Here is a 20,702-nt window from a genome sequence, read left to right on the forward strand (position 1 = left end):
CGCCGGCCCCACCTCCCCCTGACCCGCACGCCTCCCCCGACGACAAAGATCGCCCCACCACCGCCGGCACCTGCGTCGGCCCCCCTTCTCGTGCCGCGCAGAAGCGCGTCCAGGGCGAGGCCATGTGCTGCTACACCCCGCCCTCCTACTTCATCACCCGCGTCCGCGCGAAGCACGACGCCTTCCGCGCCTGCTACAACGCCGCCCTCCAGCGCCGCCCCGACCTCCGCGGCCGCATCGCCGCCCGCTTCGTCCTCGAAGAAGATGGCACCGTCACCCGCGCCTGCGACGCCGGCTCCGACCTCGACGACCCCGAGATGCTCGCCTGCGTCCTCCGCGTCTTCACCACCCTCACCTTCGACCCCTACGTCATCGGCGACCCCTGCCCCGCCGTCACCGTCAACTACCCCCTCGCCTTCTCCCCCGAGCCTTGAACCTCTCGCGCTCTCGCGCTCTCGCGCCCCTCCCACCCGGGAGCGCGCGGCGCCTTGTCAGACCACGTCCCCCCGCGCTGCCCACCTCGCAAGTGGCCCCCTCCCACAGCCCCCGGGTGGATCTTACGGCCCGTCCCCCGCCCCCTCTAGCGTGCCCCCTCCAAGCGTCGAACCCCGCGCAAAGAGGACCATGCACACCCTTCTGAACATCGCCTTCCTGCTCACCGCAGTCGCCTCGACCGCCTGCGCCTCCACGGCCCAGCCTCCTGTCGCCCCGGACTGTCCCTCCACCCCGAGCGCCATCTCCCCCGCGAGCGCCGCCGACGCCGCCGACGCCGCTGCCGCCCCCGCACCAGACAGCCCTGCCGCCGTCAGCGCCCCCTCCACGGGCAGCGCCCCCGCCGCCAGCGTCCAGACCCTGATGGCGCACCCCTTCACCCCGCCCCCTCAGGCCGAGGGCCGCATGCTCATCGTCGACTTCCCCCCGGGATCCATCAACGCCGCGCACCACCACGACGGCGCCATCTTCGCCTACGTCCTCGAAGGCACCGTCATCTCCGCCCTCGATGACGGACCCGAGGTCACCTACGCGCAAGGCAAAACCTGGCACGAGAAACCCGGCCAGATCCACCGCGTCTCCCGCAATGGCAGCACCACCGAGCGCGCCCGCCTCCTCGTCGTGTACGTCACCTCCCCCGGCGCCCCGATCGCGACCCCCGAGAAGTAGCGCCCCTCGGCGCACCACCGCTCCGCCACTCCCCCGCCCCCCCCGACCTGCAGCTCCCCCCGCCACCGGGCCCGCATCTGCAGGCCCGGCCCGCACCGCTCACGGCCGCTTCGGCGGGCTCACCGTGTGCTTCGGATCCCGCACCACCACCTCCCCGAGCACCTCGTCGATCCGCTTCAGGATCGCCGCATCCAGCTTCACCCCTGCCGCCTTCACGTTGTCCCGCACCTGCTCCGGCCGCGACGCCCCCACGATCGCCGACGACACGTTCGGGTTTTGCAGCACCCACGCCACCGCGAGCTGCGCCATCGACAGCCCCACCTCCTCCGCGATCGGCTTCAGCTTCTGCACCCGGGTGAGCACGTCATCCGTCAGCAACCGCGCCATGAACCGCGACCCCATCTCGTCCGTCGCGCGGCTCCCTGCGGGCGGCGGCTGCCCTGGCAGGTACTTCCCGCTCAGCACCCCCTGCGCGATCGGCGACCACACGATCTGCCCCACCCCCACCTTCTCGCTCGCGGGCACCACCTCCGCCTCGATCACCCGCCACAGCATCGAGTACTGCGGCTGGTTGCTCACGAACGGTACCTTCAGCTCCCGCGCCAGCGCCGCCCCCTGCGCGATCTGCTCCGCCGTCCACTCCGAGACCCCGATGTAGAGCACCTTCCCTTGCCGCACCAGATCCGCGAAGGCGCTCATCGTCTCCTCCAGCGGCGTCTCCACGTCGTACCGGTGCGCCTGGTACAGGTCCACGTAGTCCGTGCGCAGCCGCCGCAGGCTCCCGTGGATCGACTCCACGATGTGCTTCCGCGACAGCCCCCGATCATTCGGCCCCGGCCCCGTCGGCCAGTACACCTTCGTGCAGATCTCCAGGCCCTGCCGCCGCTCTCCCGCGAGCGCCTCCCCCAGCACCTCCTCCGCCCGGGTGGCCGCGTAGACATCGGCCGTATCGAAGGTGGTGATCCCCTCCGCGATCGCCGTCTTCACGCAGGCGAGCGCCGCATCTTTCTCCACCTGAGAGCCATGGGTGATCCAGTTGCCGTACGAGATCTCGCTGACGAGCAGCCCACTTTGACCGAGGTGCCGATGGTTCATGGGTTCCCTCATAATGCGTGCTGCTCGTCGAGGGTACCTGTCCGCTGCACGGCACTGCCTGCCACCGCGGAACCGCCGCGGGATCGACCGCCACCGCCCCCCCGTTCCTACCCCCTCTCGTTCGCGCGGCCGTCGTCGCACGGACCGCCCTCGCGCGTGTCCCCCTCGTTGCTCCTGGAACCTAGGGAGCTGCCCGACGCCCCCCTTCTCTGGTCCTCTCCCGCACCGCTCACGACGGCTCCGTCATCCAACCTCCCACAACACGCGAGCCGGCCTGGACCGGCCTCGCTGGACCGCACGCCGCGAACCCCTCCTCGAGGGCCCTGCGGCCCCATGCGGTGCAGCGAGCACGCGGCAGAAGCAGCTCCAGATCCTTCGCTCTGGAGCCTGCGCGAGGCCCACACGGGCGCCATCAGCCCCGGCACGGCCAGGAGAACCCCATCCATGAAAGCAGTGTTTCTCATCGGAGTCGCCCTCGCGGCTGCAGCCTGCGACAAGGCGGAAGACAAGCGCCCCGACACGACCAGCGCAGCCAACCCGACCGTCGTGGCCGCCGACAACACCAAGAAGAACGAGCGCGACACCAAGCCGTCCGCCGTCACCCCTGGCGACCAGAAGGAGAACGAGGTCGACCTCGGCATCACCCAGCAGATCCGCCAGGGCGTCATCAAGGACGAGTCGCTGTCCATGGCCGCCAAGAACGTCAAGATCATCACCGCCGACGGCGTGGTCACGCTCCGCGGGCCGGTGAAGAGCGACAAGGAAAAGACCACCATCGGCGCCCTCGCCCAGGCCACCGCCGGGGTGAAGCGCGTCGACAATTTGCTCGAGATCGAGGCTCCCTGAGGAGCCCACCGGAGAACGACCATGGCATCGAACAAAGCAGTTCTGGGACTCGTGAGTGATTACCCCCGCGCGGAGGCCATCGTGGACGAGCTCCGCCGCGAAGGCTTCTCCAGCAACGACATCTCCGCCCTCTTCCCCGACAAGGAGGGCACGCGCGACTTCGCCCACGAGCAGCACACCAAGGCCCCCGAAGGCGCCGTCGCAGGCGTCAGCGCCGGCGGCGCCATCGGCGGCACCCTCGGCCTCCTCGCCGGCATCGGCGCCCTCGCCATCCCGGGCCTCGGCCCCTTCATCGCCGCCGGCCCGATCATGGCTGCACTGAGCGGCGCCGCCGCCGGAGCCGCCGTCGGTGGCCTCACCGGCGCCCTCATCGGCATGGGCATCCCCGAGATCGAGGCCAAGCAGTACGAAGGCAAGATCAAGGGCGGCAACATCCTCCTCTCCGTCCACGTGGAGAGCAGCGAGGAGCGCACCCGCGCCAAGAAGGTCCTCGAACGCGCCGGCGCCACCGACATCGTCACCTCCTCCGAGGAAGACGTCCCCAAGAGCTGACACTCCGCCACCCCACGCGCCCCGCGCCTCGCGCCTCGCGCCTCGCGCCTCGCTGCCCCGCGCTCCGCGCTCCGCGCCCCGCGCCCCGCGCCCGGCCTCTCCTGCCTGCCCTCTCAGCTCACCGCCCGGCTCCCCTGGAACGCGAACAGGTGGAAGTGCACGTTCGACCCTGTCGGCAGCGTCGGCGTCGGCATGCACGCATGCAGATGCCGCGCGCTCCCGAACGCCCGTCGCAGCGAATTGCGCGCGATCCGATCGTTCGTCTTGATCACCACCAGGAACCCCTTCCCCTCCCGCGACTCCCGGATGTCCTCCAGGATGGTCCCCAGCGGCGGCGTCGTCGCATCCAGGTCCAGCCCTTCCGGCGACAGCGCCGCCCCCCACGACGGCTCCACGATGTACGTATCGTAGGGCCCTCGCGGCGTGAGCCTCCCCAGCATCTCTCGGTAATCCATCCGGTGCAGCACCACCGGCGCCCGGATCGCCGCCAGGTTGTGCCGCGTCGCCGCATAGATGCGCGAATCCAGCTCCGACGCCTGCACCATCACCCCCAGCCGGCGCCCCAGGTGGAACCCCACGTTCCCCGACCCACAGAACAGATCTGCCACCAGCATGTCCGGCGCCACCGGCGGCCTCCCCAGGTGTACGTGCAGCACCTCCGCGATGGCTGCGCAGTGCATGTCGACCGCGCACTCGATCGCCGTACTCCCCAGCACCCGCAGCCCCGACGCGAACATCCGCGGCGCCGACACGCCGTAGAGCGCCATGTCCTCCGCCCGCCCATACACCAGACGCCCCACCTGGATGATCTCCGCCGGAGCCAGCTCACGGAACCGCGACCCACCGAGCAGATCCTCGCGGAGCTGCCAGTAGTCCACGTATCTGGCGCGTGCCATCTCGACTGGTTGCATGCATCCCCCTTGATCCTGCCTGCGGAGAACACACGGGTGGCCATACCCGCGCGGGCCCCGCCTCACCCGAGGCTCACCCATTGCGATGGCACGCGCCGCCCCTCGTTGCACCTGTCCATCGCAGCCCCTCTGCCGACGGACTTACCGACGAACGCCCCCACGCCGCGCGCCTCTCAGCCGAGACATTCACGCCACCGTGACCGACGCACGCATCCGTCCGCAGACGCCCCGGAGCCAGGAATTGCCGCCCGCCCGCAGTTCATCCGAGCTGCTCACGCCGACATCAGAACTGGATGCTCCAGGTAGGGTAGATCCCCCGCGCCCGCGCCATCACCTCGCGCAACGCGAGATCGACATGCGTGCGCGTCCTCGTGTTCACGAACGCGAACCGATACCGGTCACCGAGCGTCTGCGCCACGAGCAGCTCTGCCGTCGAGAGCGAGAAGAAGTACCCCCTGAAATCTGCGGTGACCTTCTCCTTGCTGGTGGACTTGATCTCGTAGATGGTCACCCGATCCAGGTGATTGCGAATGTCGTCCGTGCTCTCGAGATCGACGTCTCCCGACACCTTGATGATGTCGAACGCCTTGCCATAGAGCACGTAATCGCACTGCGCGAAGGCCACCACCAGCGCTTTACGCTGCCTTGCATTCGGGAGGATGAACCCCTGCCCCGTCTCGAGAAGGATCGCCGCCGCGAGCTTCGCCGTCTGCTGCCCGCTTCGGATCCTCGAACTCCCCCGCTCCCAGCGCATTGTCCTTCGGGGGCAGCGACTCGGGCATCTTCGCGCGCTTCATGGCCCCTCACCTCTACACCAGTCGAGCGACCCACGGTCGCGCCGCGTGCACGTCGCGCCGCGTGGCACGTCGCGCCGCGTGCACGTCGCGCCGCGTGCACGTCGCGCCGCGTGGCACGAGGCGCGGCCGCCCCATCGCCGAGCCCGAGCAGCGAGGTTCGCACCTGCCGCCTCCCCAGGCCTTCGCCCCCCCCTCGTGCTTCCCCCGAAAGCCCCTCTCCTCCGCCGCCTTCTTCCTCGCGGGCCCCGGTCGCGCTATGAAGCGGCATGCCCCAGGAGCCCAAGGAATCGTTTGCCTCCCTCTTCGAGCACGGCGCTGCCAGCGCGCGTGTCTCGCGCCGCCACCAGGTCGGCGAGCAGGTCGAGGTCACCATCGTCGCCGTCACCCGCGAGGCCATCTTCGCCGACCTGGGCGGCAAGCAAGAGGGCATGTTCGAGCGCATGGATCTCGCCACCCCGGACGGCGCCGTCCAGGTCGCCGTCGGCTCCCGCGTCTCCGCGCAGGTCGCCGGCTTCGACCGCGAGACTGGCCAGGCTCGCCTCAAGCCCCTCGTCGTCCGCGCCTCCCCGGAAGGCGCCGCTCCCCAGAAGGCTTCCGGCCCCGTGCTCGTCGAGGGCTCTCACATCAAGGGCAAGGTGGTGAGCATCGAGCGCTTCGGCGTCTTCGTGCAGATCCAGGGCGCCCCCCCCCGCTCCGGCCGCGGCCTCGTCCCCACGGCCGAGACGGGCACCCCCCGCGGCGCCGACCTCCGCAAATCCTTCACCGTCGGCCAGGACGTCGAGGCCAAGATCCTCAGCGTCGACGAGACCGGCCGCATCCGCCTCTCCTTCGCCGCCCTCAAGACCGACGCCGAGCGCAAGGAGTTCGAGGCCTTCTCGAAGGGCCCGAAAAAAGAGGAGAAGGCCAACCCCCGGAGCCTCGGCACCCTCGGCGACCTCCTCGCCAAGCACACCAAGCGCTGAACCGCCGCCGCCGGCCCACCGCCAACCGCTCCGGCGCGCGCTGCTTCCTCCTCCACAGCGCCCTCTCCCTTGCGTGAACTTGCGTGAAACGTTGCGTCCCGCGCACCGCTCGACGTACACCACGCCGGGATCCACCCTGGCGGACCCACCGCCCATCACCCCCTGCATGCGCTCTCCCATGCGCCCGCTTCCCCGCGCTTCCCTGCCGCTGCTCCTCCTCGCGCCCCTCGCGGCATGCGCGCCTGCCCAGGACCCCCCTGGTCGCCTCTCCGAGAGCCCTCTTCCTGCTGTCGTGGGCCTGAGCCTCCCGCTCCCCCCCACCCCTACCCCGAACGGCCCCGACGCCCCCTCTGACAGCGTTAACGGCACTGACGGCGCTGACGGCGCCGACGTCACCCGCGCAGCACTCACCGCACCTCCCCCTGGCTCCCCGGGAGCGCCCCCTGCCAGCGACAAGGACGGTAGCCTCCCGGGCCAGGGCGCCAGGATCGCCAGCATCGCGATGCGCACCTGGATCTACGTCGCCCCTGACGAGCGCGCCACGAAGCTCGGCTACCTCCGCGCCGGCGCCGTCGTCGACCGCGCCGAGCAATCCGCCGGCACCACCGGCTGCGCGGGCGGCTGGTACCGCATCGCCCCCCGCGGCTACGTCTGCGTCGGCAAGGGCGCCTCCCTCGCCCTCGACCACCAGGTCGTCGCTGCCGCCGTCCGCGGCCCCCTCCGCGGCGAGCCTGCCCCGTACCACTACGTCATCTCCCGCTCGCCCCCCCCGCACCTCTACTTCCGCCTCCCCACCCGCGAGGACCAGGAGCGCGTCGAGGGCTCCACCCTCGGCATCCACCTCGCCCGCACCGCCGCCCCCCGCGGCCTTCCCCTCGACCCGGTCCCTGCCTTCCTCAGCGCCGGCCGCGACCTCCCCAAGCCCTACGGCGCCGAGGAGAAGCTCCACTACTCGGTCCACACCGGCAAAGCCAAGGAGAGCTCCGCCTACGGCCTCAGCACCGCCTTCGCGTGGACCGGCCGCCTCTTCGGCCTCACCACGGAACTCGACCTCATCCCCCTCGATCGCACCAAGCCCGCCCGCCTCAGCACCCTCCGCGGCCTCATCGTCAACCCTGCCCAGTGGACCGTCGTCGACGCACCTCCTCCCATCGCCGCCGCCGTCACCCTGGAGCCTGACCTCAAGGGCGCCGCCGCCATCGTCAAATCCTACGGCGCCGCCCTCCTCCGTCCCGACGATCGCGGAGAGTTCGAGGAAGCCGGCCAGGCCGGCCACCGCTCCGGCTGGCTCCTCACCGGCCGCACCCACGGTGGCCGCCGCGGCCTCCTCGAGACTGCCGAGGGCTCCTGGATCGCCGAGGGCAGCCTGATCATCGCCCCTGTCCGCGAAGACCCCCAGGGCCACGCCCGGGAGGGCCGCAAGTGGATCGACGTCTCCATCAAGCGCCAGATGCTCGTCGCCTACGAGGGCCTCCGCCCCGCCTTCGCCACCCTCGTCTCCACCGGCCGCGGCGGCATGGGCGACCCCAAGGAGTCCCACGCCACCATCCGCGGCACCTTCCGCATCCACGCCAAGCACGTCTCCACCACCATGGACGGCGACGAAGAGACCGCCGAAGCCTTCGACCTCCGCGACGTCCCCTACACCCAGTACTTCCACGAGGGCTACGCCCTCCACGGGGCCTACTGGCACGACGAGTTCGGCAAGCCCCGCAGCCACGGCTGCGTCAACCTCGCCCCTGCCGACGCAGCCTGGCTCTTCGACTGGACCGACCCTGTCGTCCCCCCCGAATGGCACGGCGCCCTCAACATCGACGGCGGCACCCTCGTCTGGGTCCACGGCTAGGAGTGCCTCGCAAACCTCCCGTCGCTGGCCTTCCGCGTGTGTTCGGCACGCTGACCGCTCACCCCGGCCGCGCCCCCCTCACTGACACGCCGCGGGGAGCTGCGCCCCGAGCAGGAACGAACGCAGCGTCGACAGCGCCTGCCGCCCCTGCGCCGAGTTGACCAGCCCATCGCAGGCCCCTGCCGCGGCCAGATACCCTCCCTTCTGCTCAGGCGGCGCCGAGTTCGCGTTCTGCCGCAGCGCCTGACAGCAGCGCCGCACCCCCGTCGGGTCCGCCGTCCCCACCACCTTCTTCCCCCCGTCCGCCGCATCGTCCGCCGCATCGGCCCCCGCGTCCTCCTCCGGCACCATCTCTGTCGATGTGCTCGTGGTGGACGTCGTCGTCGTCGTCGTCGTTGTCGTCGCCATCGGCGGCACCTCTTCCTCCTCCTTGCAGCCGCTCGTCACCAGCAGCGCCAGGAGCGGAGACATCAGCGCGAGCAGCACCGTGCAGCGTCGAAAGGTCGTCATCGTGCCTCCTGGATCCGGCTGGATGTGCAACGTGAGCCATCGTCGCGCCCGCCCGAGGCGCGCACCGCGCTGAGGAGACTCGCTGAGACGTGCATGGCCACCCCTGACATCCCGGTACGGCGAGCTTGCCCGGTGATGCACCGCGCCACCCCGCCGCATTCCCCGATCCGCGGATCGAGCCTACGGAGACCTGACAACCCCCGCAAGCTGGCTGGCCAGCCACCCGCCAGCGAGTCGGGAAAATATTTTCACCGATCGTTGAAACCTTCAGGCGCGTCATCGGTCCAAGTGAATGCGACCCGATCAACCGACCTCTCGACTGCCGGCCCCCGCGCACAGCGTCATTGTGCGCGCGGCATGCCTGGCAAGGAGCTTCACAGCCATGAACAGCGCGCACGCCATGTTTCCCGACCCAGTCCCTTCCTCCCGCTCGCCCCGGCGCGACGGCTCGGCGATGTTCTCGCTCGACGCGCTGCTCAAGCAGCACGCCCCCGCCGCGCGCCCCTCGTCGAGCCACCGGCCGGCCATGCCCGCGCGCCCCGAAGGCGGATCCGGCACCATCGACCTCCGCGCCCTGCAGACCGACGCCTCCGACGTGGTGCGTCACCTGGAGGTCTTCCCCCTGGGCATGCCCTCCGTGCGCCGCCCCGAGGCCTCGGCATCCGCGCGCGCCCCTGGCCGCCGGACGCGCACGCCCTTCGCCGCGCTCCTCGCCTCCGTGACCATCGCCATGGCCGGCGTCGGCACGGCCATGAGCATGCTCAGCACCGCCGAGGCGCGCACGCCCGCCGTGATCGGTGTGGCAGCCGCAGCGCGTGCCCAGGCGGCAGCCCTGCCCGCGCTCCCCATGGCCGAAGCGGTCCTCCCCGCTCCTCCTGCCGACGTCGTCGCGGCCTCCGCCACGCCCCCTGCAGCGGCGCAGCCTGAGGTGCCTGCCGCGTCGAAGCCTGGCCCCCGCGTCGCCTCCACCACCCCGGCCCGCCCGGCGACGCCCGCCACGCCCGCCACGCCCGCCACGCCCGCCACGCCGGCAAAGCCCGCCAAACCCGCCCCCCCGGCGGCCGATCCTTGCGGCGGCGACCTGATGTGCGCGATGCAGCGCGCCGTGCAGAAGTAACCCCCACCTCCCTCGGCTCGCCTCGGCTCGCCTCGGCTCGGCGCTCGGCTCCCGAAGCTGGCCGAGGGAGCGCCTCCCCCTTCCGCGCCCCAGCCCTCTCCGCGCCTCTCCGCGCCTCTCCGCGCTTCTCCGCGCCTCTCCGCGCGGGCGCGCGTCAGTGCATGTGCGCAGCCACGGCCTCGATCAGCCGGTTCAGATCGAACGGCTTGGCGATCGCCGCGCTCGCCCCGATCTCCCGGGCCCACCGCCCCGCATCCACCGCCGCCGTGATCACCACGATCGGCGCATGGGGCCCCGGGCGCGCCGCATAGGCCCGCGCGAACGCCCACCCGTCCATCACCGGCATGCGCATGTCGAGCAGGATGAGCCCTGGGTGCTCGCTGTCGAGCAGCGAGAGCGCAGCGGCCCCATCCGACGCGCAGAGCACCCCATACCCCTCCTCGGAGAGCGCGAGCCGAAGCATCTCGCGGATCTCGACGTCGTCGTCGACGACCAGGATGGGCGAGCGCGCAGAGTTCACGCTGTACCCCTCGCGCGTCGCGCTCGACTGGTCATGATCTCGCGGTCCCTTCACTCCGGTCCCCCTCTCGACGGCCATGGCCTCTCTGGGTTCGCGCTCTCACGATACCTCTGCGATGCCCGGGGGCAGAAGCGCTCTGCGTAGGGGAAGCCCACCCGAAACGCAACCGCTCCGCAGCATGGCGCGACCCCCGCAGATGTCGATGCCCGGGACGTGGTCCCCGAGAGTGCGCAGAGAGCGCGCGCACGCGCCTGCATGCCGGTTGGCTCGAGCCCGTTTCTCTGTCACCCTGCAACACACAGGACGCTCCTGGAAGAGCGCCTGCCGTGGACTGGGGGGCAGCATGGGGGCAGAGATCCACGATCCGATCATGGTCGATTGTTCCTCGTTCGGCAGCCATGAACGGGCCATTCCCGAACGTCGCCGACCAGGGCACCACACCGTGCGTAGGCGGACGTGGGGCACTCCGTGCAGCCTGGCATCCCGCTCGCACCTTTCGGCTGGCATGCACCAGCGAGCCCCCACAAGTGCCCTGGATGGCAACGATCTGCGCAGCGACGGGACGCGTCAGCGCCCACGCGCGTGGGCATTGCTCGCGTGCGCAGCCGTGATGGTCACATCGCTCCCAGCATGTCGCGACGACATGTCGCGCGCCGAGGCCGCCCGGAAAGCCCAGAGCAACATCCTCGGTGACGCTGTCTGGGAAGCACCCCCGGGCGCCCTCGCCGCATGCCCCAGCCTCGTGGAAGTCGCGACCACCGAGATCGGCGACGTGCCCGGCGGCGTGACGGTCACCGTCCGCGCCCAGGACTCGGGCGCCGTGCAGGAAATCCAGGCGCGCTCCCGCCTCCTCGCGCGCATCGCAGGCGGCCGCCAGAACGGCGCCGACCCCTGCCCCGTCGTGGCGAACCGGACCCAGGTGCTGTCCCAGGATCTCCCGGACGGCGTGAGCTTGCTGGTGCTCCCTCGCCAGGCTTCCGATCTCGACTGGCTGCGCGCCGAGACCCGCGAGCGGCTCCACGAGCTGGCCGCCATGCACGCCGAGCCCACCGCAGGCCGCTAACCCCCTCCGAGCGCCGCTCCTCTCCGAGCGCCTCCTCCCGGAGCGCACGCCTCACCGCGTGGTAGGCTCGCCGCGTGACACGCTGGGTCCTCGTCCTCGTGATCGTGGGACTCCACGTGCTCGCCGCCTTCATCGGCGCCCTCCTCCGGCGGCGACGTGCCCGTCGTCTCCGCCAGAAGGCCGCGCTGCTCCGCCAGAAAGCGCCGCTGCAGCGCGGGGCACGCTGAACGACGAGTCCGCGCGCCTCGCTCCCCTACTTCAGGAGCAAGCTGCGGAGCCGATCGAGCGCCGTCGGGTGAGCCCGCAGCCGGAATTTCCCTCCCTGCTCATCGTACGTCTCCTCCATCACCCGCGCGTTCTCGTAGATTTCCCCGATCAGGCTCTGCTTCCCGTACGGCAGGACCAGCTCGCCCTCCACCATCGACGCCTCGAAGAAGGCCACGATCCGGTCCCGCAGCGCCGCCACGTCCGCCGGGTCCTTCGCCGACAGCATGACCGCCTCCGGGTGCTCCTGCTGGAGCGCCTCCCGCTGCAGCGGCGTCAGGCGATCCACCTTGTTCAGCAGCAGCAAGCTCGGAATGTCCACCGCCCCGATCTCCCCGAGCACGCTGCGGGTGACAGTGAGCTGCTCCTCGTACATCGGATCGGAGACATCGGCGACGAACAGGAGCAGCGACGCCTCCAGCGCCTCGTCGAGCGTCGACCGGAAGCTCGCCACCAGATCGTGCGGGAGCTTCTTGATGAAGCCCACCGTGTCCGAGACCAGGATGCGCGGCTTGGCCTCGGGCTGCAGGGCCCGCACCGTGGTGTCCAGCGTGGCGAAGAGCTTGTCCGCGACGAGCACCTCGCTCGCCGTGAGCGCGCGCATCAGCGACGATTTCCCGGCATTCGTGTAGCCGACCAGGGCCACCCGCCGCGCATCCCGCCGGAGCGTCCGCCGCACCGAGTGATCCCGCTGCACCGCCGCCAGCTCCTCGCGCAGCTCCGCGATCCGGTCCCGGATCCGGCGTCGATCCAGCTCAAGCGCGCTCTCCCCGGCCCCCTTGCCCCGCTGTCGCTCGCTCGTCCCCGGGCTCTCCCGGAGCCGCGGAGCCACGTAGCTGAGCCGCGCGATCTCCACCTGCAGCTTCGCTTCACGGCTGCGCGCATGCCGGTGAAAGATCTCGATGATCACCCCGGTGCGATCGAGCACCTGCGTCCCCGTCGCCCGCTCCAGGTTGCGGAGCTGGCTCGGCGAGACGTCATGGTCGATGGCCACCAGGGTCGCCTGCCGATCCGCCACGGGAACGCCTTCCGCCCCCTCCTCGTCCCCCTCCTCGCCCTCGTAGGCCTCGCCCTCGTCGACCTCCCCCTCGCCCTCGTCGAGGTCTCCCTCGCCCCCCTCCTCGGCCTCGCGCTGCTCCGCCTCCCACCGCAGCCGCGCCTTGTCCTTCCGCTGCGGCGCGCTCGACCCGATCTCCCCCTCCCCGCCCGTGTACGCCGCGAGCTCCCGCAGCTTGCCGCGCCCGAGGACCGCCGCCGCCCCGAGCGCCGCCCGGCGCTGCGAGATGGTCGCCACCACGTCATAGCCAAGGGTCTCGACGAGCCGTCCAAGCTCGGCGAGGTCCGCCATGTGCTGCACAGGATCGACGCCTGGAAGCTGGACGGAGACGAGCACGGCGGCGGGGCGCTGCTGGGTATGGGTATGCATGTCGGAAGAGCGAGGCCTCGTGGAAGGCCCGAGTAGTAACCAGCGCTCCTTGCTGCCGCAAGCCCGCAAGCCCGCAAGCCCGCAAGCCCGCGTCACGCGCCCGAGGGCGCCCCGTTCACGGTGACCTCGGCGCGCGCCCGCCAGAGATGGCCGACCTCACCAGGAGCCCCACGAGGAACGCGACCGCCACCACCGCCAGAAACAGCCAGGGCGTGTGCATACGCTCGAACCCATGCTCCAGGTTCATCCCCAGGATCCCTGCCAGCGCCGTGATCGGAAAGAACAGCGCCGCCAGCAGGTTGAGCCGGTGGCTCGATCGGTTGATCTCCTCCGAGAGCAGCGCTTGCTCCTCGGCGCGCCGGGCGATGGTGAAATCGAGCCCGTTCCTGGCGTCCCCGTGGATGAGATCCAGGGTCCGCTCGTTCTCGTAAGCCTGGTCGCGGAGCGCGAGGAGATCCCGGTCATCGGGGCACGCCTCACGCGCCTCCTGCAGCACGCGGTGCATGTTGCGCGCGCTGCGGAGGAGCGGCGCCACCTCCTGGAGCACGGCGAAGTAGTCGTTCGCGCGGCTCGCCGCGTCGAGCCGATCCTCGAGCGCCTGCGCCGCCGCGGCATACGCCTCGACGTGCCCCTTGAGCGCCCCGACTCCCCCCTTGGCCGCGGCCCCCGTGCTCTTCCACGAGCCGTCCGGCGCGCGCCAGAAGAAGCTCGCCGCGCGCACCTGCGGATCAGCGCCGGGCCGATCGTGGAGCACCAGCAGCAGGTGCCCCTCGTGGACCATCAACCGCTGTCGCCCCGCCTGGACGCCCAGACGCGTCCTGAACCGCTCTGGAATTTCCCACGAACCCGGGAGCAGCTTCGCCATGCGCGCATGGGACGCGGCTCCACAGCCGACGTCAACGCCATCGACGCCCGCGCCACCCGCGCCGCCGCCCGAGCGTCAGAGTTCCTCGGCGCCCCCTCAGCGACCCCGGGACTTCCGCGCCCGCCGCCGCGCCAGCACCGCCGCCGCGCCCAGCGGCAGGAGCGCCCGCCACCACGACGACACATGCCCCGTGGGCAGGGCCGAGCACCCCCCCTCCTCGTCCTTGTCCCCCGTGCTGGACCCCCCGGCCCCGGCCCCCGTGCTGGAACTCGTCCCCCCATCCGGACCGGACGCCGTGCTCGTCGTCTCTCCGTCGCAAGACTCCGCGCCGATGGTGAGCTGAACGGCCCCCCACTCCTCCGTGCACGTCTCCGCCACCCCACTCTGCGCATCACACTTCAGGGGCCCGCACACCTCCGAGAGGTGCAGCACGGGCTTGAACGTGCGCCCATCGTCCTCGGAGAGCCCCACCACGAACCCATCGCGGAACTCATCCGCGCACGCATAGAGCCCGCGCTCGGTCCAGGTCAGACACTTGACCCCGATCTCGGCCACCTTCTCGAACGCATACGTCGACGTGGGCGCCACCCAGAGCCCATCCGTCGGCCCCCCGATGGCCACCTGACTCCCATCGGGCGAGAGCGCGAAGCCCAGCATGTCCCCCTCCCCCTCGAAGAGCGTCGTCCAGCTATCCCCCGCCGTGTTCGTGAGCACCAGGACGTCCGACGGATCGCCCGGATTCTCCCCCGGAGCCCGATCGAGCCGCACATACACCGTGTCCGGATCCATCGGATCGATCGCGCTGATGTACGGCAGGCTCGTATCGTTGCTGCCCGGAATGTCGACCCGCTCCCACGTCTGCCCCCGATCCGAGGTCCTCTCCAGGACACCCGCATAATCCGGCGCCCCGTACCGGCCGCTCAGGTAAACCCGCGCCGGATCCGAGGGCGCAGGGTCGACCGTGAGCGCCAGGAACTCCACCGGCAGATCCACCCCCGCCTGTGTCCACTGCCCCCCACTGTTGGTGCTCTCCCAGAGCTGGGTGAGGAACTCTCCCGGGCTGATCCCGTTGCTCGCCACCGCCACCACCCGCGACGGATCGAGCTTCTCCACCGAGAGATCGACCACATAGCGGTTCTGCAGCCCTCCCCCCGCCAGAGACCAGTCGCACCCCTCGTTCGTGGAGCTGCTGAGCCCCACGAACAGCCCGGCGACCACCCTCCCGTCCGCGAGCACCCCGAACATCGGGTCCTCGAACCCCCCGAAGCCGATCGCCGACTCGCAGACCCAGCGCCACTCGCCGCCGTGATCGTGCGTGAACAGCGTCCCGTAAGTCGCCCTGACGACCACGTGTTCGGGATCGTTGGGGTCCACCACGAGCAGCCCCGCCGCCGGATACCGCCCGTTGGCCGAAGCCTCCCCTGCCACGAGCAGCAAGGCGGAAGCGGCCAGAACCGCCGTGCCAACGTGAGCGCCGGCACGGAACAGGCGCCTCGACGACGAGAGATCAGGACAAGATGAACGGTGCACGCTCCGATGGTACCGCAGCCCGGGCTCCAGCGCCCACGCTCGTGGTGTGCCATCGACTGGCTCTTGTTGACGCTCCGCGCTGGCCCGCATACACCCATGGAGGCCCCACTTGGCCTCGTGGGTGGCGGGGCGTCCAGGCCAGTCGGCCGGGTAAGGCCAGGAGAGGCGGCCCGTGCCGCAATCAGGACACTGATGAGCGACGACAACGAGACGGTGACGATACCCTTGGCCCGCCTGCGCCGGCTGGTGGAGGCACTGTCCTATGCGTCCGTGGAGGCCTTCGAGGAGGCCCGCTCCCTGCTGGAGTCCCCCACCGAAGACGACGTGGGCGAGCTCGAAGGCATCCTCGCCGTGTTCCTGAAGGAACTCCAGTCCGCCCAGGAGCTGCGCGCCGCCCAGGAGCAGCAGCGCCTCCTCATCGAGCGCCAGCAGCTCGCCATCCGCGACCTGACGACCCCCATCATCGACCTGTGGGACGACATCCTCACCCTCCCCATCGTGGGCGTGGTGGACACCCAGCGCGCCGCCGAGATGACCGAGCGCCTCCTCGGCCGCATCGAGGAGCGAGGCACCCGCTGCGTCATCATCGACGTCACCGGTGTGAACGTGATCGACACCATGACCGCCGCCCACCTGGTGCGGATGGTGAACGCCTCCCGCTTGATGGGCTCCTACTGCGTGGTGACCGGCATGCGCCCCGAAGTCGCCCAGACCCTCGTCCAGAGCGGCGTCGACATCGCCGGCGTGGAGACCCTGCGCTCCCTCAAGGAGGGCCTGCGCGAGTGCTTCCGCTACCTGAAATCCGAAGCGGGCAGCGTGCGCGTGAGCGGCGACAACCACGCCCGCGCCGAGGCCGAAGTCCAGCCCGCCGGCTGATCCCCACCGCCGCAGCACCGCGGCGGTGAGCACACCAGCTCCAGCTCCAGCGCACGCAGCATGCTTGCGCTGGAGCCGCGAGCGCGCCCCGCCCTACTCGCAGGCCCCTTCGAGGTTGCAGACCTGCGGATCCGGACAGGAATCCTGGCTGCCGACGAGCAAGGGTTCCGGTGAGCAAGTCCCCTCGTAGCCCACGACATCGCAGGCGTGACAGGCCTCCGTGCAGGTGCTGCTGCAGCAGACCCCGTCGGTGCACGACGCCCCCGCGCAGTCCTCGTCTCCGTCACAGTCCACGCCGAACACCTCGATACAAGCCCCGTCGCTGCAGACCTCACCAACCCCGCCGCAGGTGTCCGGCTCGCCTTCGGCCAGGGGATCGTCGCCGCACGTGCCTTCGGCCCCGGGCGCATCGCAAGCCTGACAGGCCCCCTCGCAGGTCGAATCGCAGCACACCCCGTCGACGCAGAACCCGCTCAAGCACTCATCCTCACCCGTGCAGGCCTGACCGTTGACCTCCTGGCACGCCCCGGCTCCATCGCACGCGCTCCCATCCGCGCACGTGTCCTGCTCCCCCGCGTCCACGTTGGCGCACGTACCCGTGGGATTCGCGCAGCTCACGCAGTCCCCCGTGCACGCACTCTCGCAGCACACCCCATCCACACAGTTGCCGCTCAGGCACTCATCCCCATCGGTGCAGGTCTGCCCGTTCTCCTCCTGGCACACCCCCATCGCGTTGCACACGCTCCCGGCCCCGCACGTGTCCGGCTCCCCCGCGTCCACGTTGGCGCACGTGCCCGTGGGATTCGCGCAGCTCACGCAGTCTCCCGTGCATGCACTCTCGCAGCACCGCCCATCCACACAGTTGCCGCTCAGGCACTCATCCCCATCGGTGCAGGTCTGCCCGTTCTCCTCCTGGCACACCCCGGCCGCGTTGCACACACTCCCGGCCGCGCACGTGTCCGGCTCCCCCACGGGAACGTTGGCGCACGTACCCGTGGGATTCGCGCAGCTCACGCAGTTCCCCGTGCACGCACTCTCGCAGCACCGGCCGTCTGCGCAGAACCCGCTCGCGCATTCGATGGCCGTCGCGCAAGTCGAGCCAGCAGCCCGCCTGCACACCCCGCCCATGCACACCTGTCCCCCGTTCTGGGTGCACGCCGTTCCATCCGCGACGGCCTGATTGGACGGAGTGCCGTTCTCGCAGGTATCCGCGGTGCACTCGTTGCCGTCGTCGTACGGATCCATCGCGAAAGGCTCAAGCTCGATGCCCCCTGCCCCATCGCACTCTCGCCGCCTGCAGTCCCCGGGAACGTCATCCACCAGGGCAGTCCCGTCCGGCGCGTAGTCGAAGCCGCACGCGTTCATCTCGCACGTGGGCATCGCGCAGTCGTTGGTCCACGGCGGGCACTGGCTCTCCGCCAGGCACTCCACGCAAGCACCAGCGCCGTCGCAGAACAGGCCACCATCCTGAGCGCACGCGCTGTTCGCCGCGGCGGGCAGGTGCACCGGCGCGTCCCCGTTGCAGGCCTCGACGGTGCACTGCTCGCCATCATCGGCCGGAACGTCGCTGCCGAAGGTCACCGTCACGGGAACCTCCGAGGTGCCGCTGCACTGCAGCCGCTTGCAGTCCCCCGGAACCTGGTCCTCGTCCTCCAGCGGTGTGCCCGACGTCGTGTACTCCCAGCCGCACTCCTGGTCGGAGCCGCACACCGGCGTGCCGCAGAACGTCGGCTCACCGCACTGGGTGGCCATGGTGCATCCGACGCACGCGCCCTGACCGTTGCACACCGTCTGCTCGGCCGTGCCGCAAGGCGTATCCGCGACGACGTTCTCCGTGAGCGCCACCCCGTTCTCGCAGCTCTGGCTCGTGCACTCGTTGCCGTCGTCGATCAGATCGGCATCATCATTCTGGATCGCGGTGCCCCCGCTGCCGTTGCAGACCACGGTCCGGCAGTCACCATCGACCTGCGCCGCAAGGGGCGTCCCCGACGCCGTGAAGCTCTGCCCGCAGACGTTGTTGAGGCAGGTACGCGCCTGGCACTCGTCATCCGGGGGCAGCGCCACGCAATCGACGGCGAAGTTGCACTCTCCGCACACTCCCGCGCCGTCGCACACGCCGGCCACACCGCACTCCGCCCCGGCCCCCAGCGGGACCTCCGACGGCATCGTGCCCATGCAGATCCCCGCCATGCACTCGCTCGAAGGCACGGGAGTCTCGGTGGGCACCGCGATCACCTCCGTCTGCCCCTGCACGCAGAGCGTGATCCCGCAGTCGTGCTCGTCTTCCACGTGACCTGCGGGCGCTTCGCCGTGGCGCTGCGTGTAGACACACGCTCCAGTGGCCGCATCGCAGGCCTCGTCCGTACAGGGATTGTCATCGTCGCAGGACTGCTCGGCATCGCACGGCACCGTGCACGCGCCGGCCTGGCACTGCCCTTGCACGGCCCCCATGGCGCAGGGCGTGCCATCAGGCCTGGGATCGCTGCGCGACGTCCCCTCCACGCATGCATCCAGGGTGCACTCGTTGCCGTCATCGAGGTGGTCGGTCTCGCTGGGCTCCTCGACAGGCGCACCGGCCACGCAAGCAATCACCCGGCAGTCGCCCGAGACCTGGAGAGGCGCCGGGCCATCCGCGCCCGCCGTGACGGTGCACATCCCGTCGGCCCCGCAGGCGTCGAGCGTGCAGGGGTTTCCATCGTCGCAGTGCGCCGCCTCCGAGCACGGCTGCGTCGTGCCGGTCCCGGCAGTGCCGGTCGTGGGGAGACCGCAGCCTCCGAACCCGAGGAGGAGCGACAGAAGCGCGGCAACGGACGCGATGGCAACGAGCCCGGATCGACGTCCATGCAAACGGGCAGCGCGGCCGTGCGAAAAGGAAGAGACAGACATGGGGCAGCTTTCTCCTGGCGAGGATAAGCCAGTTCGCCCCCGTTGTGGTCCTCACCGTCGGTCGATGATCGTGACGCTCCGCTCCGCGGCGGAGGAGATCGCCAACCGGTGAGCCGCGGCTGCGACGCGGGTCGTGCCCATGGCCCGTCCAGCTCGCAAGCGGGCCGCAAGCGCCGGCGGATCCCCTGCAAGAATGGCGATCTCGGCATCCGAGGTGTCCGGCCCACCCGCGAGGACGATGAAGAGGGCTTCCCCCTCCGGCGTGGTCGCAGCAGCAGCAGGAGCGCGCCCGAGCGGAATCCTGGCCAGGGATGCTCCCCCCGCCTCGGCCAGCACGAGCGCCTCACCAGCCGCGTCGAGGACGACCAGATGGCCTCCCCGAAGCCGGGCAGCACCGACCACACCACCGCGAGGAGCTGCGCCGAGCGGCGTGATGGCCACAGTGGCGGGCGTCACGCGTAGAAGCTGGGCCCCACCCCGATCCAGCACCAGGCTCTCCGTCGACCCACTCACCGGCCCAGCTCCGGGAGAAGCAGGTATCCCCGGGGAGGACAGGAGCAACGCCGCAGGATCGAGGACGAGTGAGAACGCGAGACGCGACACCCCGAGAGGCTCGATGCGCGGATCGAGAATCTCGAGAGTCCCCGGATCTGCAGGGCTCCCCCCTGGCGCGAGGACCAGAACGAGCTCGGGGTTCCCCGGCAGCACCCCGAGCCGAAGCGGGGCACGCGGGAGCAGGAGATCCCCCGCGGCGCGCCACCCGGACGCCTCACCGGCGTCCCCTGTGCCGATGAAACGCCGGATGCGCCTGGCCTGAGCGCTCGCGACGAGCAGCATGCGCCCCTGTCCGAGCATGACTCCCTCGGACACGGGCCCTCCCGCGTCGAGCAGGGTCACGCCGAGGGTGCGCAGGTCAACGAGCGGAAGCGCCCCCTCCGCATCCAGCGCGAGGAGGTGGTGTGGTCCCACGAGCCTCAGCCGCCGTGGATGCCCCTGCAGGGCAACCGTCTGCCGCTGCGCGGGCGCATCGACGGCAAGGATGGTCAACGCGCCATCGTCGCCGAGCACGACGGCCCTCGCGCCATCCTCGGTGAAGACGACGTCCCGCGGCGCGCTGGCGAGCGAGAGGGTATGCGGCTCACCCCACCCTGCCGCCACGCTGGGCGACGATGACGCCTCCGGAGGCGGTAGGCCGAGCGGTGCACCCGAACCGGAGGAAGCCGCGCTGAGGGTCGCGGCAGAAGCAGCCATGGACACCGCAGGAGCGGCGGCGCTCGCCGTCAGGTCGCCAGGCGGACACCCCTTCACGGTAGGTCCCCCCTCCTGAAGCCCTGCCAGCGAGGCGATCCCCAGGCCTGCCGCGAACCCCACGGTGAGCAGCGCGCAGGAGGCCGCGAACAACACACTCTGTCCGAGAACCCGTCCCGGGCGCGGACCGATCCACCGCCGGCAAGCCGGGCACTTGATGGCCCCTG

General features: G+C 70.8%; 21 protein-coding genes. 10 read left to right on the forward strand and 11 right to left on the reverse strand.

What is annotated here, in order from left to right; all coding sequences use genetic code 11:
• Together CAP_RS38810 and CAP_RS55425 are read left to right on the forward strand one after the other, a co-directional pair.
• The coding region (locus CAP_RS38810; protein ID WP_044250314.1) for an AgmX/PglI C-terminal domain-containing protein at positions 1-434 on the forward strand (434 nt) is incomplete at its 5' end.
• A gap of 190 nt (positions 435-624) precedes the next feature.
• Complete coding sequence (locus tag CAP_RS55425) at positions 625-1,161, forward strand: cupin domain-containing protein (RefSeq protein WP_052376747.1); 537 nt, start codon at positions 625-627, stop codon at positions 1,159-1,161.
• A 99-nt stretch (positions 1,162-1,260) separates the two neighbouring features.
• On the opposite strand, the gene CAP_RS38820 is transcribed toward CAP_RS55425, so the two are convergent.
• Positions 1,261-2,256: an aldo/keto reductase family protein gene (locus CAP_RS38820; RefSeq protein ID WP_044250317.1), complete on the reverse strand. Its 996-nt coding sequence runs from the start codon at positions 2,254-2,256 to the stop codon at positions 1,261-1,263.
• Positions 2,257-2,700: 444 nt separating this feature from the next.
• Here CAP_RS38820 and CAP_RS38825 point away from each other — a divergent pair, with 444 nt between their 5' ends.
• Both CAP_RS38825 and CAP_RS38830 read left to right on the forward strand, forming a co-directional pair.
• A complete protein-coding gene (locus tag CAP_RS38825; RefSeq protein ID WP_044250321.1) occupies positions 2,701-3,102 on the forward strand; it encodes a BON domain-containing protein in 402 nt (133 codons plus the stop codon).
• 21 nt (positions 3,103-3,123) lie between these two features.
• Positions 3,124-3,654, forward strand: coding sequence for a hypothetical protein (locus tag CAP_RS38830; protein ID WP_044250323.1), 531 nt, complete (start codon positions 3,124-3,126; stop codon positions 3,652-3,654).
• Positions 3,655-3,767: 113 nt separating this feature from the next.
• Here CAP_RS38830 and CAP_RS38835 read toward each other — a convergent pair whose 3' ends face one another.
• The 3 genes from CAP_RS38835 to CAP_RS51485 all read right to left on the reverse strand — a co-directional run bounded on the left by CAP_RS38835 (position 3,768) and on the right by CAP_RS51485 (position 5,362).
• The gene (locus tag CAP_RS38835; protein ID WP_044250326.1) at positions 3,768-4,550 is read right to left on the reverse strand and encodes a class I SAM-dependent methyltransferase; all 783 of its coding nucleotides are present in this window, start codon (positions 4,548-4,550) and stop codon (positions 3,768-3,770) included.
• Between the two features lie 298 nt (positions 4,551-4,848).
• Positions 4,849-5,190 carry a hypothetical protein gene (locus tag CAP_RS38840; protein WP_156041536.1) on the reverse strand — a complete coding sequence of 114 codons (342 nt, stop codon included), beginning with the start codon at positions 5,188-5,190 and terminating at the stop codon, positions 4,849-4,851.
• Positions 5,191-5,200: 10 nt separating this feature from the next.
• Positions 5,201-5,362 (reverse strand): hypothetical protein, encoded by a 162-nt coding sequence (locus CAP_RS51485; protein WP_156041537.1) that lies wholly within the window; start codon positions 5,360-5,362, stop codon positions 5,201-5,203.
• Positions 5,363-5,628: 266 nt separating this feature from the next.
• Between CAP_RS51485 and CAP_RS38845 the strand changes: the two genes are divergently transcribed.
• Both CAP_RS38845 and CAP_RS38850 read left to right on the forward strand, forming a co-directional pair.
• Positions 5,629-6,324, forward strand: coding sequence for a S1 RNA-binding domain-containing protein (locus tag CAP_RS38845; protein ID WP_044250332.1), 696 nt, complete (start codon positions 5,629-5,631; stop codon positions 6,322-6,324).
• A gap of 178 nt (positions 6,325-6,502) precedes the next feature.
• Positions 6,503-8,170 carry a L,D-transpeptidase gene (locus CAP_RS38850; RefSeq protein WP_044250335.1) on the forward strand — a complete coding sequence of 556 codons (1,668 nt, stop codon included), beginning with the start codon at positions 6,503-6,505 and terminating at the stop codon, positions 8,168-8,170.
• 78 nt (positions 8,171-8,248) lie between these two features.
• On the opposite strand, the gene CAP_RS38855 is transcribed toward CAP_RS38850, so the two are convergent.
• Entirely contained in the window at positions 8,249-8,680 is a 432-nt protein-coding gene (locus CAP_RS38855) for an acyltransferase (RefSeq protein WP_231511954.1), read from the reverse strand.
• A 382-nt stretch (positions 8,681-9,062) separates the two neighbouring features.
• On the opposite strand from CAP_RS38855, the gene CAP_RS51490 reads away from it, so the two are divergent.
• Positions 9,063-9,797, forward strand: a complete 735-nt coding sequence (locus tag CAP_RS51490; RefSeq protein WP_044250338.1) for a hypothetical protein — start codon at positions 9,063-9,065, stop codon at positions 9,795-9,797.
• Between the two features lie 154 nt (positions 9,798-9,951).
• Here the strand turns inward: CAP_RS51490 and CAP_RS38865 are convergent, their stop codons facing one another.
• Positions 9,952-10,317, reverse strand: a complete 366-nt coding sequence (locus CAP_RS38865; RefSeq protein ID WP_197041542.1) for a response regulator transcription factor — start codon at positions 10,315-10,317, stop codon at positions 9,952-9,954.
• Positions 10,318-10,960: 643 nt separating this feature from the next.
• Here CAP_RS38865 and CAP_RS38870 point away from each other — a divergent pair.
• Both CAP_RS38870 and CAP_RS51495 read left to right on the forward strand, forming a co-directional pair.
• The gene (locus tag CAP_RS38870; protein WP_044250340.1) at positions 10,961-11,380 is read left to right on the forward strand and encodes a hypothetical protein; all 420 of its coding nucleotides are present in this window, start codon (positions 10,961-10,963) and stop codon (positions 11,378-11,380) included.
• Positions 11,381-11,454: 74 nt separating this feature from the next.
• Positions 11,455-11,607 carry a hypothetical protein gene (locus CAP_RS51495; RefSeq protein ID WP_156041538.1) on the forward strand — a complete coding sequence of 51 codons (153 nt, stop codon included), beginning with the start codon at positions 11,455-11,457 and terminating at the stop codon, positions 11,605-11,607.
• 26 nt (positions 11,608-11,633) lie between these two features.
• On the opposite strand, the gene hflX is transcribed toward CAP_RS51495, so the two are convergent.
• From hflX to CAP_RS38885, 3 genes are all read right to left on the reverse strand, one after another.
• Positions 11,634-13,070, reverse strand: coding sequence for a GTPase HflX (hflX, locus tag CAP_RS38875; RefSeq protein ID WP_044250342.1), 1,437 nt, complete (start codon positions 13,068-13,070; stop codon positions 11,634-11,636).
• Positions 13,071-13,185: 115 nt separating this feature from the next.
• The gene (locus tag CAP_RS38880; protein ID WP_044250344.1) at positions 13,186-13,935 is read right to left on the reverse strand and encodes a CorA family divalent cation transporter; all 750 of its coding nucleotides are present in this window, start codon (positions 13,933-13,935) and stop codon (positions 13,186-13,188) included.
• A gap of 96 nt (positions 13,936-14,031) precedes the next feature.
• Complete coding sequence (locus CAP_RS38885) at positions 14,032-15,363, reverse strand: WD40/YVTN/BNR-like repeat-containing protein (RefSeq protein WP_370866025.1); 1,332 nt, start codon at positions 15,361-15,363, stop codon at positions 14,032-14,034.
• Positions 15,364-15,657: 294 nt separating this feature from the next.
• Between CAP_RS38885 and CAP_RS38890 the strand changes: the two genes are divergently transcribed.
• Positions 15,658-16,341 carry an STAS domain-containing protein gene (locus CAP_RS38890; RefSeq protein WP_044250346.1) on the forward strand — a complete coding sequence of 228 codons (684 nt, stop codon included), beginning with the start codon at positions 15,658-15,660 and terminating at the stop codon, positions 16,339-16,341.
• Between the two features lie 93 nt (positions 16,342-16,434).
• On the opposite strand, the gene CAP_RS38895 is transcribed toward CAP_RS38890, so the two are convergent.
• Both CAP_RS38895 and CAP_RS38900 read right to left on the reverse strand, forming a co-directional pair.
• Positions 16,435-19,227 carry a hypothetical protein gene (locus tag CAP_RS38895; RefSeq protein ID WP_044250348.1) on the reverse strand — a complete coding sequence of 931 codons (2,793 nt, stop codon included), beginning with the start codon at positions 19,225-19,227 and terminating at the stop codon, positions 16,435-16,437.
• A 51-nt stretch (positions 19,228-19,278) separates the two neighbouring features.
• Positions 19,279-20,631, reverse strand: a complete 1,353-nt coding sequence (locus CAP_RS38900) for a hypothetical protein (protein WP_044250351.1) — start codon at positions 20,629-20,631, stop codon at positions 19,279-19,281.
• Between the last annotated feature and the right edge of the window lie 71 nt (positions 20,632-20,702).

Source organism: Chondromyces apiculatus DSM 436 (genome assembly GCF_000601485.1).
Classification (GTDB): Bacteria; Myxococcota_A; Polyangia; order Polyangiales; family Polyangiaceae; genus Chondromyces; species Chondromyces apiculatus.

Bases quoted from the DNA above. Each gene is read 5' to 3' on its own strand.
- CAP_RS38850 (WP_044250335.1), top strand. From the start codon at position 6,503: ATGCGCCCGCTTCCCCGCGCTTCCCTGCCGCTGCTCCTCCTCGCGCCC.
- CAP_RS38845 (WP_044250332.1), top strand. From the start codon at position 5,629: ATGCCCCAGGAGCCCAAGGAATCGTTTGCCTCCCTCTTCGAGCACGGC.
- CAP_RS38820 (WP_044250317.1), bottom strand. From the start codon at position 2,256: ATGAACCATCGGCACCTCGGTCAAAGTGGGCTGCTCGTCAGCGAGATC.
- CAP_RS51485 (WP_156041537.1), bottom strand. From the start codon at position 5,362: ATGAAGCGCGCGAAGATGCCCGAGTCGCTGCCCCCGAAGGACAATGCG.
- CAP_RS51490 (WP_044250338.1), top strand. From the start codon at position 9,063: ATGAACAGCGCGCACGCCATGTTTCCCGACCCAGTCCCTTCCTCCCGC.
- CAP_RS38895 (WP_044250348.1), bottom strand. From the start codon at position 19,227: ATGTCTGTCTCTTCCTTTTCGCACGGCCGCGCTGCCCGTTTGCATGGA.
- CAP_RS55425 (WP_052376747.1), top strand. From the start codon at position 625: ATGCACACCCTTCTGAACATCGCCTTCCTGCTCACCGCAGTCGCCTCG.
- hflX (WP_044250342.1), bottom strand. From the start codon at position 13,070: ATGCATACCCATACCCAGCAGCGCCCCGCCGCCGTGCTCGTCTCCGTC.
- CAP_RS38835 (WP_044250326.1), bottom strand. From the start codon at position 4,550: ATGGCACGCGCCAGATACGTGGACTACTGGCAGCTCCGCGAGGATCTG.
- CAP_RS38890 (WP_044250346.1), top strand. From the start codon at position 15,658: ATGAGCGACGACAACGAGACGGTGACGATACCCTTGGCCCGCCTGCGC.
- CAP_RS38830 (WP_044250323.1), top strand. From the start codon at position 3,124: ATGGCATCGAACAAAGCAGTTCTGGGACTCGTGAGTGATTACCCCCGC.
- CAP_RS38855 (WP_231511954.1), bottom strand. From the start codon at position 8,680: ATGACGACCTTTCGACGCTGCACGGTGCTGCTCGCGCTGATGTCTCCG.
- CAP_RS38825 (WP_044250321.1), top strand. From the start codon at position 2,701: ATGAAAGCAGTGTTTCTCATCGGAGTCGCCCTCGCGGCTGCAGCCTGC.
- CAP_RS38880 (WP_044250344.1), bottom strand. From the start codon at position 13,935: ATGGCGAAGCTGCTCCCGGGTTCGTGGGAAATTCCAGAGCGGTTCAGG.
- CAP_RS38870 (WP_044250340.1), top strand. From the start codon at position 10,961: ATGTCGCGCGCCGAGGCCGCCCGGAAAGCCCAGAGCAACATCCTCGGT.